Genomic DNA, 14,918 nt, shown 5'->3' on the forward strand with positions numbered 1-14,918 from the left:
CGGTAACGGCGTTGTTTCGGCATCGATCGCGTTGGAATCGGCGCGATCCGCCCGGCAAGGCACGATGGCATGGAACCTGGGAGCGCGGCGCGCAACACACTCAACATCAGGCGGAAGTCCTTGCCGAAAAGTGAAGCCGCTTGCGTTCCACCATTCACTGGAGTCTCTGATATGCCGAACTCACGCTCTCGTATTTTCGAACGCCTTGGGGATGCTCAGCTTGCGGGCGTCCGCCTGGAGGGCCGGACCGCGCTGCCCGTGGACAGGGTGACCATGGACAGCGGCGGGGGAGCGACGCTGGACTCCAGCGATGTCCACGGCAAGGAGGACATTGGCGGCCTGGAGATCATGGTTCAGGGCGCGCCGGTACTGACGGGCATTCCCGCGGTGGCGCAGTTTGTCCATGTGGGCCAGGCCGCGGCGCTGGCAGACATCGTGGTCGCCCATGCCGGGGGGGCCGTGGATGGCGAGCTGACCGTGACCCTGGAAGTGTCAGTGGGCCTGGGACGCGTGGGCGGCATCCTTGGGGGGCTGACCGATGACAACCCCGACGCGCCGGGAATACAGCTGAGCGGCACGGCCGCGCAGATCAGCGCCGCATTGGCCGACGCCACATTCACCGCCGATGCCGTCGGCCAGGGCCATCTGAAGATCACGGCCCATGACGGCCAGACCAGTGCCATAAGCCACTATGCCTTTATGGCGGTGGCCGCGCCGGTCGATACCGCGCCCACTTTTGCCGTGCCCACGGGCAGCGGCAAGCTGCTGGTGCTCGTGGGGGATCAAGAGGATCCATGGGATCAAGCCTACAGCGTCACCCTCCAGGCGGATGGCAAGATCGTGTTGGCGGGGTACAGCGTCAACACGAGCCGCAACAAAGACTTCAGCCTGATCCGACTGAACGCCAATGGCAGCCTCGACGAGGGCTTTGGCGATGGCGGCAAGCAATTGCTGGATGTGGATGGCAGCGCAGATTCTGGTCAAAGCATCGCCGTGCAGCCCGACGGCAAGATTGTGTTGGCCGGATACAGCTGGAACGGATACAAAAACAATTTCTTACTGATCCGTCTGGATGCCGATGGCAGACTGGACAAGGGCTTTGGCGACACCGGCAAGTTGTTGCTGGGTGTAGGTAGCGGCAATGATTATGGCCAAAGCGTCATCCTGCAGCCCGACGGCAAGATCGTGTTGGCCGGGCACAGCTACAACGGCTCCAACTATGACTTCAGCCTGATCCGCCTGAACGCCAATGGTAGCTGGGACCAGGACTTTGGCGGCACAGGCAAGTTATTGCTGGATGTAGGTAGCGGCAATGATTATGGCCAAAGCGTCATCCTGCAGCCCGACGGCAAGATCGTGGTGGCCGGGTATAGCCTCAACGCGAGCAACCAGTATGACTTCAGCCTGATCCGCCTGAACACCAATGGCAGCCTGGACCAGGGCTTTGGCGATGGAGGCAGGTTGTTGCTGGATGTAGGTGGCAATGATTCTGGCCAAAGCGTCATCCTGCAGCCCGACGGCAAGATCGTGTTGGCCGGATACAGCGTCAACGCGAGCAACAACAATGACTTCAGCCTGATCCGGCTGAACGCCAATGGCAGCCTGGACCAGGGCTTTGGCGACAAAGGCGAGCTGTTGCTGGATGTAGATAGCGGCCATGATTTTGGCCAAAGCGTCATCCTGCAGCCCGACGGCAAGATCGTGGTGGCCGGACACAGCTTGATCGGATACGACAAATCCGACTTCTTACTGATCCGCCTGAACGCCAATGGCAGCCTGGACCAGGGCTTTGGCGATGGAGGAAAGCGCTTGCTGGATGTGGATGGCGGCGATGATTATGGCCAAAGCGTCATCCTGCAACCCGACGGCAAGATCGTGGTGGCCGGGCGCAGCTTCAGCGCAAGCAACAAGTATGAATTCAGCCTGATTCGCCTGAACGCCGACGGCAGCCTGGACTCCCTGTTCAACCCTTCGAGCATTCCCGTCGATACGCTGGGCGGCGAGGTCAGCTATGACGAAAATGGCTTGCCCGTGGTGCTTGATGACGCCATCGCGGTGTTTGACGCCGAGCTTGCCTCCCAGGGCCATTACGCCGGCGCCAGCCTGACCTTGGCGCGCAGCGGTGGCGCCCATGCGCAGGATATGTTTGGCGCCAGCGGCGCGCTGGTGTTGACCGATGACGGCGGCGTTGCATTGTCGGGAACAAGCATAGGCAGCCATTTCCAGGCGCAGGGCCAGCTGACCGTGCGCTTCAACGCCCAAGCCACGCAGGCGCGCGTGAACCAGGCCCTGAGTTCGCTCACCTATGCCAACACCAGCGATGCCCCGCCCGAGAGCGTGTCCATCGCGTGGAGCTTCAGCGACGGCAGCGACATGCCGCCCGCCAGCGGCAGCACGGTGGTGAACATCACGGCCATCAACGACGCCCCGGTGCTGGCCGGCCTGCCCGAACTGGCACAGGGCGTGACCGTGGGCCAGGCCGCGGCGCTGGCCGACTTCACGGTGCACGACGACGATGGCGACGACGCACCGCTGACGCTGACGCTGATCGCGGTCAATGGCACGCTCATTGGCCTGGACGACATAGACCCAGACGCGGGCGGCGTACAGCTCAGCGGCACGGCAGCGCAGATCAATGCCGCAATAGCAGGAGCGACATTCACCGCAGCGGCGGCGGGCGAGGCATCGATAGCACTGGAACTCAGCGATGGCGAGGATGGGATGGAGGCGACCTATCAGCTGATGGCGGCTGCAGCGCCCAAGCCACCGTCGCCGCCCTCACCCCCGGCACCCCAGCCCCCGGCACCCCAGCCCCCGGCGCCTCAACCACCGGTACCCCAGCCCCCGGCCCCGCCCGTGCCGCCCCCGGCCACCCCGGGTATCGACGCAGTGCGTTACTCCGGCGCGCGCGACGACTATGTGCTGCAGCGCAGTGACATGGCACTGTGGAGTATCGCCACCAGCTCCGGCAGCAAGGCCACGCCGCTGCCGGGCATGGAACGTGTGGTGTTCGACGATGGCGGGGTAGCGCTGGACCTGGCGGGCGAAGGGCAGGATGCGTCGGCGGCGCAGGCCGCGCGCCTGGTGTTCTCGCTGTGGGGCCAGGCCGGGCTGGACAGTCCGGCCCTGGTCGGCCATGTGATGGCCTATGTCGATGCCCTTGGGCTGGGCGGTGCGTCGCAGCTCGCCGAGAACCTGGGCTTGCTCACGGCATTGGCCGGCGATGCCGACCCGGCGGCCTTGTTGACGCTTTTGCATACCAATATCGTGGGCCATGCGCCCGATGCGGCGCAGTTGCAGGCGCTGCTGGAATTGCCGGCCAGCGGGCATTCGAATGCGCAACTGGTGCAGATCGCGGCGGAGCTGGCCGTCACGGCGCAGGCCATGGACCTGGACGCGCTGGCGCGCATGGGGCTGGAATTCACCGCCTATGACGGCCCCGTGCTGGGCTCGCATGGCGACGAGGTGTTTGTTGCGCAGCCGGGCGACGGGCGCATAGACGCCGGTTCCGGTGTCGATACCGTCGCCTATGGCGGCGATGCGGCCGACTACGAGTGGCAACGCGATGACCGGGGTGGCTGGATAGTGCGCGGCGCGGCCTTTGACGGCGGCAGCGACCAGCTCCAGGGCGTGGAGCGCCTGCGGTTTGCCGACCATGCGGTCGCGCTGGACCTGGACGGCGCGGCCGGCCAGGCGCTGCGCATGCTTGGCGCCGTGCTGGGCGCGGATGCGCTCGACGACCGGGCGCTGGTGGGCGAGCTGATTGCCTATGTGGACGCATATGGCATCCAGGCGCTGGCCGATGGCGTGCAGGCCAACGGCATTCTGGACCACCTGGCCGGCGGCCACAGCATGCAGGCGGTGATCCGCTTGCTGTACCGCAACCTGACCGAGCACCTTCCCGACGAGGCGCAACTGCAGAATGTATTGCAGCTGGTCGAGCAACACAGTTGGGACCGCGCCGACCTGCTGGCGCATGCGGCCGAGCTGCCGCAGGCCGCGCAGACCATCGGCCTGCAGGCGCTCGCGGAGCAAGGCGTGGTCTACGAACTCTGAGAGTGTGAGCGGGCTGCGGTTGACGCCCGTCAGCGCGGCGCGTTCCGTTCATCCTATGCCGGCTTGTCCGGCATTTTTTTCATCTGCAAACCCGCCTGCCGGGACTTCACCGATAATTCCCCGGTTCCTTCTCTTCCCAAGAAACCGTTGATCTCCATCCTGCGCCTGGTTGCACTGGCTCTTGACCAACTCGAAGTGGCCGTCTGTGTCTTCGACACCAGGCACAGGACGCTGCTTTGGAACGACACCTTCGTGCAGTTCTTTCCCGAGCATGCGGGCCAGGTGCATGAAGGAGAGGACTACCGCGAGAATCTTCGGCGCTTTTATCTGAGCCGGCTCAGCGAGGACGAGCTGCCGGCCATGGAGCGCTATGTCGAGGAAGGCGTGCAGCGCCACCACCAGCAGCAGCGCGCTTTCGAGTTCGACCACCATGGCTACCGGGTGCGCGCGGCGTCGGTATCGCTCGGGGCTTTCGGGCGGGTGCGGCTGTGGCGCAAGACCACGCCCCTGCTGCCGGGCATGCAGGATCGCATCAACCCCAGACTGGTACAGCTGCCGGGCCAGATTTCCGCCGATACGGCCAGGGCGCTGGAAAGCCTGGCCGACGGCATTCTGATGGTCGACGAGCAGGACCGGGCCGTCTGGGCCAACCACGCATTCCTGGTGCTTTATGGCCTGCCCGACATCGACAGCCTGAGCGGGCTCCAGTTCGATGCGGTCTATGCCGAAACCTGGCGGCGCGAAGAGCCGACGGCGGGCTATGCCAGAGGTGTTGCCATCCTCAAGGAGCGGCAACGCTTTTCGGGTGCGCCCTATGTGCTGGCGCTGCCGCAAAACCGCTGGGTGCGCATCGTCGAGCTGCGCGGCACCCAGGCCAATGGCAGCAGTTTCTTCTCGCATGTCGATGTCACGGCCTCACGCCGCCAGCAGGAAGAGCTGCGCAAGCTGACCCAGCATCTGGAATCGCTCGCGGGCAAGGATGCCTTGACGGCACTGGCCAACCGCCGGCGCTTCGATGAAGTGTTGGACGCCGCGTGGCGCGAATCCCGCCAGTTCGGCTCCGCGCTGTCGCTGTTGATGCTCGATGTCGACCATTTCAAGCAACTCAACGATGCCCATGGCCATCCTTTTGGCGATGAAGTGCTCAAGAGCTTCGCCCGCGTGTTGACGCATGTGGTGCAGCGCCCGGGCAGCGTGGTCGCGCGCTATGGCGGCGAGGAGTTCGCCATTTTGCTGCCGGACACCGACGCCGCGAGCGCGGCCAAGCTAGCGGAGTTTCTGCGGCTGCAGGTCGAGGGCATGTCGCTGGGCACCGAGCTCACGGGCGTGGTGCGCATCACGGTCAGCATAGGCATTGTCTGCACCAGCCATTGCGCCGCCGACGCTGCGGCCACCCTGCTGGTAAATGCGGCCGACAAGGCCTTGTACGAAGCCAAGCGCAGAGGCCGCAACCAGATCGCATTGGCAGTCTAGGCGCCTGCCGGCCCCAGCCGCGCGCTCTAGGCCTTCAACCCGTGCAGCGCCATGTCGAGATATTCCTCGATGACTTCGCGTGTCGACATGGCCCCCTTGGGGTTGTGCCAGCGTGTCATCTGGTTGAGCGACGACAGCAGAAAGCGCCCGGTCAGCGCGACGTTGTGCGGCTTGAATATGCCCGCCTCCATGGCGTCCGAAATGCAGCTGCGCAGCAGGCTTTCGTATTCGTTGCGCAGCGCGATGGTCATGGTGCGCTGTTCGCTTTCGGCGCCCATCCAGAATGCGTTCGAGCCGGCCATCCAGGAGTCGCGGTCGGCGTCCATGAAATCGGCCGAGACCAGCATGTATTGGCGCACTTTCTCCAGCGGCGTGGGCGCGGCGTCGACCGCGGCGCGCACGGAGTCGATCAGCGCGCGCAGCGAGTCGAGCACGATGCGGTGGAACAGCGCTTCCTTGTTGGGGAAATGGTAGTACAGCGCGGCCTTGGTGATCTTGGCTTCTTCGGCGATGTCGCGCAGCGATGTGCCTTCGTAGCCGCGGCGTGCGAACAGCCGGCAGGCGATGCCTATGATCTGTTCCGGACGGTTGTCTACGCGCGGCCGAAAGCTTTCGGTCGCTGCGGCCGTGTCTTCTTTTGGACGACGAGTTGCCATCGTGCTCCCATTTTTGTTCTGGTGGAAGGAAAAGTATAGGTGACCCGGCGCGCGATGCAATGCGTTGCCTCTGCGCGCGGCGGTGCCCTGAACAGGGTGAAAACCCTATTTACCTTTCGGTAGGTAAGTGTAACGTCAAAGATTGGCGCCAAAGGCCTTGGGCGCTCAGCCCCCCACGCTGCCCGTGATCGGCAGCACGATGCCGGTGATGTAGCTCGCGCAGCTGGGCGCGGCCAGGAACACATAGGCGGGCGCAATTTCGTCGGGCTGGGCGGCGCGGCCCAGGTCGGTGTCCTGGCCGAACTCCGCGAGGTCGTCGCCGCGCTTGTCGGCGGGGTTGAGCGGCGTCCACACGGGCCCGGGGGCGACCGCATTGACGCGAATACCCTGGCCCGCAAGGTTCGACGCCAGCGCCTTGGTGAATGCGTGGATCGCGCCCTTGGTCGCCGAGTAGTCGAGCAGCTTCGCGCTGCCGCGCAGTCCGGTCACCGAGCCGGTGTTGATGATGCAGTCGCCGCGCGACAGATGCGGCACGACGGCCCTGGCCATGTGCATGTAGCCGAAGATGTTGGTGCGAAAGGTTTCCTCTATGCGCTCATCGCTGAGGTCTTCGAGCGAATCCGCATGCTGCTGGAACGCGGCGTTGTTCACCAGGATGTTGAGCCCGCCAAAGCGCTTGACGACTTTTTTCACCATGTCGGCGCAGAACTTCGCGTCCTTGATGTCGCCCGAAATGGAGACGCTCTGCGTGCCTTCGGCCTCGATCAGGGCGCAGGTCCTGGCCGCGTCTTCGTGTTCGTTCAGATAGGCGATGGCGACATTCGCGCCTTCGCGCGCGAACAGGATCGCCACGGCCCGGCCGATACCCGAGTCGCCGCCGGTGATCAGCGCCGTCATGCCCTTGAGCTTGCCGCTGCCCTGGTAGGCGGGCGCATCGTACTGCGGCGGCTGCTGCATCTGCGCCTCGTTGCCGGGCTTGGTCAGCGGCTGGCGGCTCATTGGGGCGGCCTGCGCCTTGCGTCCCGGACCGGGAGCCGGTTGCGAAGGCTTGGTCTTCCTGGGCTTCCTGTCGGCGGCGTTCTGCTTGGCCTGGATGTCCTTTTGCTTGGCGACGGTCTTGGCAACGGCGGCGCTGGTCTTCTTCTCGGCTTTCTTCATGGCCCGGGTCCTTGGCGAGTGACTACGCTGATCAATGTAGTGCGCTGATTCGCGCGCCGCTGTAGGAAAACGGCCTTCATCGGCGCGCGGCGCCCCGCGATGCGGGTAAGCTCGCCGCATGGATTCGCAACTCTGGACGGTCTACATCGATGGCAGCGCAACGCCCAACCCTGGGCGCATGCGCATAGGCGGCATTGCCTATGCGCCCGACGGCAGCACGCGCAGCTTCAGCCAGGCCATCGCCCACTCGGGCTGCAACAACGAGGCCGAGGCGCTGGCCGCTATCCACGCGCTGCAATGGCTGAACGCCCAGCAGGTGCGCGCTGTGCTGCTGCATACCGACAACAGCATCCTTGCGGAACAACTGAGCCAGGCCAGCCCCAAGCCCATCGTGCGCCTGGCGGATATCTATGCCCAGGCGCGCGCGCTGCTGCCGTTGTTCGACAGCGTGCAGCTGCGCTGGATTCCGCGCCACAAGAACGCCGTGGCCGATGCGCTGGCGCGCGGCGAGCCCGTGGAAGGCGCGGCACCGCAGGTGGCCGTGCCGGGCTGAACCATGCTGAGCGAACTCAAGACGTTCATTGCCGTGTGCCGCTATGGCACGTTTGCCGCGACCGGCGAACGCATAGGCCTCACGCAGTCGGCCGTGAGCAGCCAGATCAAGCGGCTGGAAGAGTCGCTGGGCTTTGCGCTGTTCGATCGCACCGGCCGCTCGGCCACGCTCAATGCCGCGGGCCAGGCGACGCTGGCGCGCGCCGAGCAGATCCAGGCGCTCTATGCCCAGCTCGCCGATTTGCCGGGCGAGACCAGTGCGTCCGGCCTGCTGCGCATAGGCGCGATCGCCTCGGCCCAGCCCACCTTGCTGGCGCGGGCGATAGGCGCATTGCGCAGTGCCCACCCGCAGTTGCGCGTGCATGTGACGCCGGGCATCTCCATGGGGCTGATGGACGACCTCGACGCCGGCAAGATAGACGCCGCGCTCATCATCCGCCCGCCGTTCGGCATGTTGCCCGAACTCACCTGGCAGCCGCTGGTGCACGAGGCTTTCGTGCTGCTGGTGCCCGCGGGCATCAAGGGCCGCGACTGGCGCGCGCTGCTGCAGTCCCAGCCGTTTCTGCGCTACGAACGCACCTCTTTTGGCGGACGCATGGTCGAGCGCTTCGTGCGCCGCGAAGGCCTGGCCGTGCAGGACGCGGTGGAAGTCGACGAGATTTCCGCGCTGATCCACATGGTCGCGCTGGGCGTGGGCGTGGCGCTGGTGCCGCTGGTCGAAGCGCATCTGCCGCTGCCGGCCGGCGTGCGCGTGCTGGCGCTGGGCGAGCACACTTTCCACCGCGAGATCGGCCTGCTGCAGCCCCGCCCGCGCGCGAGCACGCCGGCCGTGGCCTTGCTCACGCAATGCCTGCGCGACGCGGTCGCGTCAGCGCCCAGGGCCGGGCGCTGACGCGTCTTATTTGGCGAACAGCGAACCCAGGTCGGCGAACGACTTCATCTCGACGGCATTGCCCGAAGGGTCGAGAAAGAACATCGTCGCCTGCTCGCCCGCTTCGCCCTTGAAACGGATGTAGGGCTCGATGACGAAGTCCGTGCCGCGCGCGACCAGCTTGTCGGCCATGGCCTGCCACAGGTCCATGGGAACGACGGCGCCGAAGTGGCGCACCGGCACGTTGTGGCCGTCGACCGCGCTGTGGGCGCGCTGGCCGCACTCTTCGGGCGCCAGGTGGGCGACGATCTGGTGGCCGAAGAAGTTGAAGTCCACCCAGGCGTCCGAGCTGCGTCCTTCGGGACAACCGAGCAATTCACCGTAGAAAGCGCGCGCTTCGGCGAGGTCGTGCACGGGAAACGCGAGGTGAAACGGAATCGGCGCGGACAGGTGGGAGGCGGGGGAGAGGATCGTGGAGTTCATGGCAGATGCCTGTACGTGGAGTGGCTGACAGACCGACTGTAGACAGACTGACCAATAAAGAAAAACGATATATCTGCGCGCTGAGCATCGATTTTTTCCATCAATGACGACGAGACAAACAGCCCCAGGCTTCACCCAAGGGGCTGCACCAGCGCTTTCGAAAGAAACTGTAAATAGTTGGAACCTATTGATATTTAATAACACTTAGTTGTTATAAATTAATAGTTCATCTTCAAGAACGCCGTTTTGGAATCGATAGCACTGTCGCTGCCAATGCTTCAAGAAGACATTCAACGGTGCGCGGCTTCAAGGATGCGGCGATGTATATGCGAAAAATCGGTTTGTTGGCTCCGGGGTTTCTCTCCAGGGTGGCTGGCGCAATGAAAGTGAAATCGACTGCGGCGGCGCAGCCCGGCCCATCCGGTGACTCGGCGCGTATTCGCCTGTTCGGCCAAAGAAGTCGGCCTGCGGTGATGTTCATACAAAGCCCGCTGGGCGCACACACCCTGGTCAAGATCGGCAACGGCGGCCTGGCCGCGATACTCGCCTCGCTGGTGGGGCGGGGCAAAAGCGCCGGCATGGGCATTGCGCAGTCGGAACACACCCGCAGTCTGATACAGAGAAATCGGCTTTTCTCCAGAGTCGATTACTGGGAGTTCTCGATTCCCGGGGGCAAGCCGGTGCAGATCGAGAACCTGTTGAGCGGCATGAAGTCTTCGGAACCCGTCTCGTTCACGGGCGTGCAATTGATCTTTCATCAGCGCAATTTCGTGCGCGATGCCGTCAGCTTCATTCCGCAAGCCGGAAAGGACTATGAAGTGGGCATCCATAAAAACGGCGGCATGTGCACCGTGATGGTCTATGAAGTCCAGACCACGGGCAGCGGCCTGCGCCTGGTGCCGGTCGCCGTGGACTATTGAGGCAGACGCTGTTCATGGAAATGCCACTTGCTCACCCGGCCATCCTGCCTTGGAGGAGCGTCCCTGTGAAGGATGTGCAAATGATATTGAATATCATTTGCGATCTATACTTGCGCCCTTTGAGCCCTGCTCGCCCCCGGATGGAAGCGATCCATCCCGCGCGGGTCTTGCGCCTGTCTTCCTTTTCCTTTGCTGTGGTCACACGTTATTACCGAGAGTTGCTGAGGTTTCTGCAAGGGGCGGCCAGAGACCGTGAGACCGCTGCCGATATTGCGCAGGAGAGCTACGCGCGCCTGCTGGCGGTGCAGCAATCGGGCGAGACCGTTGCCGAGCCCCGGGCACTGCTCTATCGCACCGCGCGCAATCTGCTGATCGATCAGCACCGGCGCGGCGAAGTGCGCGGCGCGCATCTGTCCCTGGAGAGCGATGCGGTCGAAGACCCCATCGATCTCGTCGCCGGTCCTCAAGCCTTGGAGCCCGAAGCGGCCGCCATGTCCGCCCAGTCGGTCGATGCGCTGCTCGCCGCCATTGGCGCTTTGCCGCTGCGCTGCCGCGAAGCGTTCATGCTGCACAAGTTCGACGGACTGTCGCAGGCCGAAGTGGCGCGGCAGATGGGCATTTCCGTGACCATGGTCGAGCGCCACATCAAGCTGGGCATGCAGGCCTGTCGCGCCTGCCAGGACAACATGCAGGGCGGCGCGTCGCCAGCGTCCGCGCAGCAATCCGGGGTGCGAAAATGAGCGCCCGCCGGCTGTGCATTCGGCACGCGTTGGGTTTTTTCCGGCCCGTGCGTCTACTTCCATGTAGCCTCTGGCATTCGTATGACTGATCACTCCATCGCCAACCCGCCCGACAGCGACCCCGACGACCTTGACGACGAGGCGTTGAACTGGTTCGTGCGCTTCAGCGACGCGCCGCATACCGCGCACACCCATGCCGAATTCCAGCGCTGGCTCGCAGGCCGGCCCGACCGCCAGGCCGCATATGTGCGCTGGCAGGCCGATTGGCGCCAGATGGACGCGTTTCCGCTGGCCGGCGTGGAGCAGCTGCGCCGCCAACTGGCGCAAGACAAGGCCGCAGCCGCGGCGCGAGCCGAAGACGGCCGCCGCGCCTGGTGGCAGGGGCTGCTCGCGCCGCAGGCCGCGCTCGCGGCCGTCATTCTTTCGCTCAGCGGTGGTGGCGGCTATCTGGCCTGGAACCATTGGCAGCAGCAGCCGGTGTTCGCGCAAAGCTTCGAGACGCAGCGCGGCCAGCAGCTCAACGTGGAATTGCCCGACGGCAGCCGGCTGCGCCTGGACACCGCCACGCGTGTCGAAGTGAGCCTCTATCGCCAGCGCCGCGAAGTGCGCTTGCCTGAAGGGCAGGCGGTGTTCGAAGTGCAGGGCGACAGCCAGCGGCCGTTCGATGTATTGGCCGGCGACACCAAGGTCACGGTGGTGGGAACGCGCTTTTCGGTGCGCCACACGGCCGACGGCCCGGTGCGCGTGGCCGTGGAGGAGGGCAAGGTGCGCGTGACCGGCGCCGCGGGCGAAAGCGCCGCCGTGCTGCTGACCGCGGGCCAGCAAGTGGCCGGCGGTGCAGTCGCCGCCGTGGCGTCGTCGGGCATCGCGCCCTGGCGCGACGGCCGCATCACCTTGGACAATGTGCCGCTGTCGCAGGCGCTGGTGGAGTTCGAGCGCTATGGCCCGACCCGGCTGGTGGTGCACGACCCGGCCGTGGCGGCGCTGCGTGTGTCGGGCACCTTCGATCCGCTGCGCCTGGGCAATTTCCGCCAGGCCCTGGTCAAGGTGCTGCCGGTGCGTCTGCAGGAGACGGGCGAGCAGACGGAAATCGTCGCCAGCCCCTGAGGCACTGCGCGCGCTGCGGCGTCAAAGAAACATGAACGCCGCTGCCGCCACCGCCGTGGGCCCCAGCGCCCCGAGCAGCAGCCCCAGCGCGCTCACGGTCTCGTCGGCAAAGCCGCGCTTGAGCAGGGCCACGCCCGCGGGGTTGGGCGCGTTCGCGATCACGGTGAGGCCGCCGCCGGCCACGGCGCCCGCGACCAGCAGGTACTTGGATTCGTCCGAGATGCCGACGATCAGCGAGCCCAGGTAGGTCAGCGCCGCGTTGTCGGTGATCGCCGTGAGCGCGATCGCGCCCAGGAACAGCGCCAGCGGCTCCAGTCCCGACACGATGGGCTGCAGCCACCACTGCTGCATTCCGCCCAGCACCACCAGCCCGGCGAGGAAAAAGCCCACGAGCAGCGCTTCCTTGAGAATCAGCGGGCTCTGGTGGCGCGCATAGGCCTGGGTGTAGCCCAGGAACATCAGGAACAGGCCCAGGAAAATCACCGGATGGTGGGCCGACAGCACCACGCCCGCGAGCAGGGCCAGGTGCACGGCGACCACGGTCAGCGGCACGCGCGCTTCGGCATCGAGCGCGTCATTGCCGGGCAGCGCGGGCCGCAGGTGCTGGCGCAGGAAGAAGGTCGCCACCGTGGCATTGACCAGCACCGCGAGCGCGGCCTTCCAGCCGAAAGTGGCGAACATGAACGCGCTGTCCCAGCCCCAGGTGGCCGCGACCATCAGCACGGGCGGCGCGGCATAGGATGTCAGCGTGCCGCCGATGGACACATTGACGAACAGCACGCCCAGCGCCAGGTACTTGAGGCCTTCGGGCACATGGCGGCGGAAGATCTGCGGCGCGAGCATCAGCGCGGCGATGGTCATGGCCGCGGGCTCGGTGATCAGCGAGCCCAAGAGCGGCACGGCGGCCAGGCCCAGCCAGGCGCTGGCCAGGGGAGTGGGCAGCGGCGCCCAGCGCGCCAGCGTGTTGACGGTCGACATGACGATCGCCAATACAGGTTTCGACGCCGCGATCACCATCACCACGAAGACAAAAAGGGGCTCGGTGTAGTTGCGCGATTCGGCGTATTGCAGCGCCGCGCCTGCGCCGCTGGACAGGGCCATGAAAGCAATCAGCACGATGGCCCAGAAGCCAAAGACGACCTCGACTTCACCGAGCAGATGGAACAGGCCGGCGTGGCGGGCAAAGCGGTGGGACAGACGCTCGAATTGCTTGGCCGCGAAAGTGTGGGCCAGGGCGAGCGCGAAGATGGCGGCAGCCATCCATTCGACAGGGATGTTGAACATGGATCAGGAGGACGTGACGGCGCAGCGAGGCGGCCCGACCTTCGCTGCTTTCCTGACACGTCAAGACGACATGCCACCCAGGCTCGATTCTACGCGACTGCGTCAGGCGCGGGGCGCAACCCCCAGGGCGGGGTCGCCATGCGGCATCTGCTGCATGCGCCTGATATCGCGCTGCGGCGGCGCGCCGAACAGCTGGCGGTAGTCGCGGCTGAACTGCGACGCGCTTTCGTAGCCCACGCGCGCCGCCGTGCTGGCGGCGTCCAGCGCCTGGTTGAGCATCAGCTGGCGCGCCTCCTGCAGCCGCAGCTGGCGCTGGTACTGCACGGGGCTCATGCCGGTGAGGCTGCGAAAGTGCTGGCGGAATGTCGACGGGCTCATGTGCACCAGGGCCGCGAGGTCGTCGATGCGTACCTCGCCGCTGAAATGCTGCTTGAGCCAGGCCATGGCGCGCGCGATCTGGTGGCTGGGCGAGCCCGCCGAGAGCAGCTGGCGCAGATAGGGGCCGTGCGGGCCGCACAGCAGCCTGACCATGATCTCGCGCTCTATCAAGGGCGCAAGCGTGGCAATCAGCTGCGGTTCGCTCAGCAGGCGCACGAGGCGGATCAAGGCGTCGAGCAGGGGCGCTTCCAGCGGGCTCAGCGACATGATGCAGGGCGCCTGCGCGCGCGCCAGCGGCGGCAGCGCCAGCTCCGTGGCCAGCGGCAGCAGCACGCTGGCGTCGAAGCGCAGCATCATGCCCAGGAAAGGCCGGGCCAGGTCCGCCTGGGTCACATGGGCGATGACCGGCAGATCCACGGCAGTCAGCAGCGATTGCCCCGGCCCGTAGGCAATCACCTGCTCGCTCAGCGTGACCTGCTTGCTGCCCTGGGCGGTGATGCCCAGCCCCAGCCCGTAGATGCAGTGCATGGGCGCGGTCCTGGCGCTGCGCCGGTGCAGCGACAGCCGCGCAATGGCGGTTGCATGGTCGCCGTCGTTTTGGGCAATTTTCCCCATCTCGTGGGCCAGGGTTTCTATGGACATGTTCGGGTGCCGGAAAAGCGCGTGGTTGCTGGTGGCGACTGTACGCGCGTTGCTTGCGCGGCGTTGGCGCGGCGGCGCTGAAACATCGGAAAAGGCAAGACAAGAATCAAAAACGGCAAGTGGGTGGGAGGGCTGGCTCGGATACTTGGCGCCATCCCTATCCGTTGTCTGCCTTCCGATGAATTCTCTGTTCACACCGTTCTCGCTCAAGGCCATCACGCTGCGCAACCGCATTGCCGCCTCGCCCATGTGCCAATACCAGGCGCAGGACGGTTTCCTCAACGCCTGGCATCTGTCGCATTACACCGGCCTGGCGCGCGGTGGCGCCGCACTGGTCATGGTCGAGGCGACGGCAGTGGCCGCGCAAGGGCGTATCACGCTGGGCGACGCCGGTCTGTGGCGCGACGCGCAGATCGCGGGCCTGGCGTCGGTGTCCAGGGCCATCAAGGCCGCGGGTGCGGTGTCGGGAATACAGCTGGGCCATGCGGGGCGCAAGGCCGGCTGCCGGCGGCCGTGGGAAGGCGGCCTGCCGCTGGACCCCAGCGACCCGCAGGCATGGCAGCCCGTGGCGCCGAGCGCCATTCCCTTGATCGCGGGC

13 protein-coding genes are annotated in these 14,918 nt (G+C 65.6%); 8 read left to right on the top strand and 5 right to left on the bottom strand.

Annotated features, from left to right (window positions below):
- Positions 1-258 precede the first annotated feature (258 nt).
- Positions 259-4,056 (top strand): delta-60 repeat domain-containing protein, encoded by a 3,798-nt coding sequence (locus KHY18_RS12450; protein ID WP_213300088.1) that lies wholly within the window; start codon positions 259-261, stop codon positions 4,054-4,056.
- Between the two features lie 147 nt (positions 4,057-4,203).
- Positions 4,204-5,529: a GGDEF domain-containing protein gene (locus KHY18_RS12455; RefSeq protein ID WP_213300091.1), complete on the top strand. Its 1,326-nt coding sequence runs from the start codon at positions 4,204-4,206 to the stop codon at positions 5,527-5,529.
- Positions 5,530-5,555: 26 nt separating this feature from the next.
- Here the strand turns inward: KHY18_RS12455 and KHY18_RS12460 are convergent, their stop codons facing one another.
- Both KHY18_RS12460 and KHY18_RS12465 read right to left on the bottom strand, forming a co-directional pair.
- Positions 5,556-6,185, bottom strand: a complete 630-nt coding sequence (locus tag KHY18_RS12460; protein ID WP_213300094.1) for a TetR/AcrR family transcriptional regulator — start codon at positions 6,183-6,185, stop codon at positions 5,556-5,558.
- Positions 6,186-6,350: 165 nt separating this feature from the next.
- Positions 6,351-7,343, bottom strand: coding sequence for an SDR family oxidoreductase (locus KHY18_RS12465; RefSeq protein ID WP_213300097.1), 993 nt, complete (start codon positions 7,341-7,343; stop codon positions 6,351-6,353).
- A gap of 118 nt (positions 7,344-7,461) precedes the next feature.
- Here KHY18_RS12465 and KHY18_RS12470 point away from each other — a divergent pair, with 118 nt between their 5' ends.
- On the top strand, positions 7,462-7,896 hold the full coding sequence (locus tag KHY18_RS12470; protein WP_213300100.1) for a ribonuclease HI family protein: 435 nt from the start codon (positions 7,462-7,464) through the stop codon (positions 7,894-7,896).
- Positions 7,897-7,899: 3 nt separating this feature from the next.
- Positions 7,900-8,787 (top strand): LysR substrate-binding domain-containing protein, encoded by an 888-nt coding sequence (locus KHY18_RS12475; RefSeq protein ID WP_213300103.1) that lies wholly within the window; start codon positions 7,900-7,902, stop codon positions 8,785-8,787.
- 6 nt (positions 8,788-8,793) lie between these two features.
- Here the strand turns inward: KHY18_RS12475 and KHY18_RS12480 are convergent, their stop codons facing one another.
- Positions 8,794-9,249, bottom strand: coding sequence for a VOC family protein (locus KHY18_RS12480; protein ID WP_213300106.1), 456 nt, complete (start codon positions 9,247-9,249; stop codon positions 8,794-8,796).
- A 296-nt stretch (positions 9,250-9,545) separates the two neighbouring features.
- Here KHY18_RS12480 and KHY18_RS12485 point away from each other — a divergent pair, with 296 nt between their 5' ends.
- The 3 genes from KHY18_RS12485 to KHY18_RS12495 all read left to right on the top strand — a co-directional run bounded on the left by KHY18_RS12485 (position 9,546) and on the right by KHY18_RS12495 (position 12,016).
- On the top strand, positions 9,546-10,169 hold the full coding sequence (locus KHY18_RS12485) for a hypothetical protein (protein ID WP_213300109.1): 624 nt from the start codon (positions 9,546-9,548) through the stop codon (positions 10,167-10,169).
- Between the two features lie 65 nt (positions 10,170-10,234).
- On the top strand, positions 10,235-10,909 hold the full coding sequence (locus KHY18_RS12490; RefSeq protein WP_349630287.1) for an RNA polymerase sigma factor: 675 nt from the start codon (positions 10,235-10,237) through the stop codon (positions 10,907-10,909).
- A gap of 81 nt (positions 10,910-10,990) precedes the next feature.
- On the top strand, positions 10,991-12,016 hold the full coding sequence (locus KHY18_RS12495; RefSeq protein ID WP_213300112.1) for a FecR family protein: 1,026 nt from the start codon (positions 10,991-10,993) through the stop codon (positions 12,014-12,016).
- Positions 12,017-12,037: 21 nt separating this feature from the next.
- Here the strand turns inward: KHY18_RS12495 and KHY18_RS12500 are convergent, their stop codons facing one another.
- Both KHY18_RS12500 and KHY18_RS12505 read right to left on the bottom strand, forming a co-directional pair.
- A complete protein-coding gene (locus KHY18_RS12500) occupies positions 12,038-13,300 on the bottom strand; it encodes a putative Na+/H+ antiporter (protein WP_213300115.1) in 1,263 nt (420 codons plus the stop codon).
- 102 nt (positions 13,301-13,402) lie between these two features.
- Positions 13,403-14,320, bottom strand: a complete 918-nt coding sequence (locus KHY18_RS12505) for an AraC family transcriptional regulator (RefSeq protein ID WP_213300118.1) — start codon at positions 14,318-14,320, stop codon at positions 13,403-13,405.
- 178 nt (positions 14,321-14,498) lie between these two features.
- Between KHY18_RS12505 and KHY18_RS12510 the strand changes: the two genes are divergently transcribed.
- Positions 14,499-14,918: oxidoreductase (locus KHY18_RS12510; protein WP_502768802.1), on the top strand; the 420-nt coding region annotated here is incomplete at its 3' end.

It is taken from the genome of Acidovorax sp. CCYZU-2555, from assembly GCF_018413525.1.
GTDB lineage: Bacteria > Pseudomonadota > Gammaproteobacteria > Burkholderiales > Burkholderiaceae_C > Comamonas.

Excerpts from the sequence above, each read along its gene's own strand:
- KHY18_RS12460 (WP_213300094.1), bottom strand. The coding sequence starts at position 6,185 with ATGGCAACTCGTCGTCCAAAAGAAGACACGGCCGCAGCGACCGAAAGC.
- KHY18_RS12465 (WP_213300097.1), bottom strand. The coding sequence starts at position 7,343 with ATGAAGAAAGCCGAGAAGAAGACCAGCGCCGCCGTTGCCAAGACCGTC.
- KHY18_RS12470 (WP_213300100.1), top strand. The coding sequence starts at position 7,462 with ATGGATTCGCAACTCTGGACGGTCTACATCGATGGCAGCGCAACGCCC.
- KHY18_RS12475 (WP_213300103.1), top strand. The coding sequence starts at position 7,900 with ATGCTGAGCGAACTCAAGACGTTCATTGCCGTGTGCCGCTATGGCACG.
- KHY18_RS12480 (WP_213300106.1), bottom strand. The coding sequence starts at position 9,249 with ATGAACTCCACGATCCTCTCCCCCGCCTCCCACCTGTCCGCGCCGATT.
- KHY18_RS12495 (WP_213300112.1), top strand. The coding sequence starts at position 10,991 with ATGACTGATCACTCCATCGCCAACCCGCCCGACAGCGACCCCGACGAC.
- KHY18_RS12500 (WP_213300115.1), bottom strand. The coding sequence starts at position 13,300 with ATGTTCAACATCCCTGTCGAATGGATGGCTGCCGCCATCTTCGCGCTC.
- KHY18_RS12505 (WP_213300118.1), bottom strand. The coding sequence starts at position 14,320 with ATGTCCATAGAAACCCTGGCCCACGAGATGGGGAAAATTGCCCAAAAC.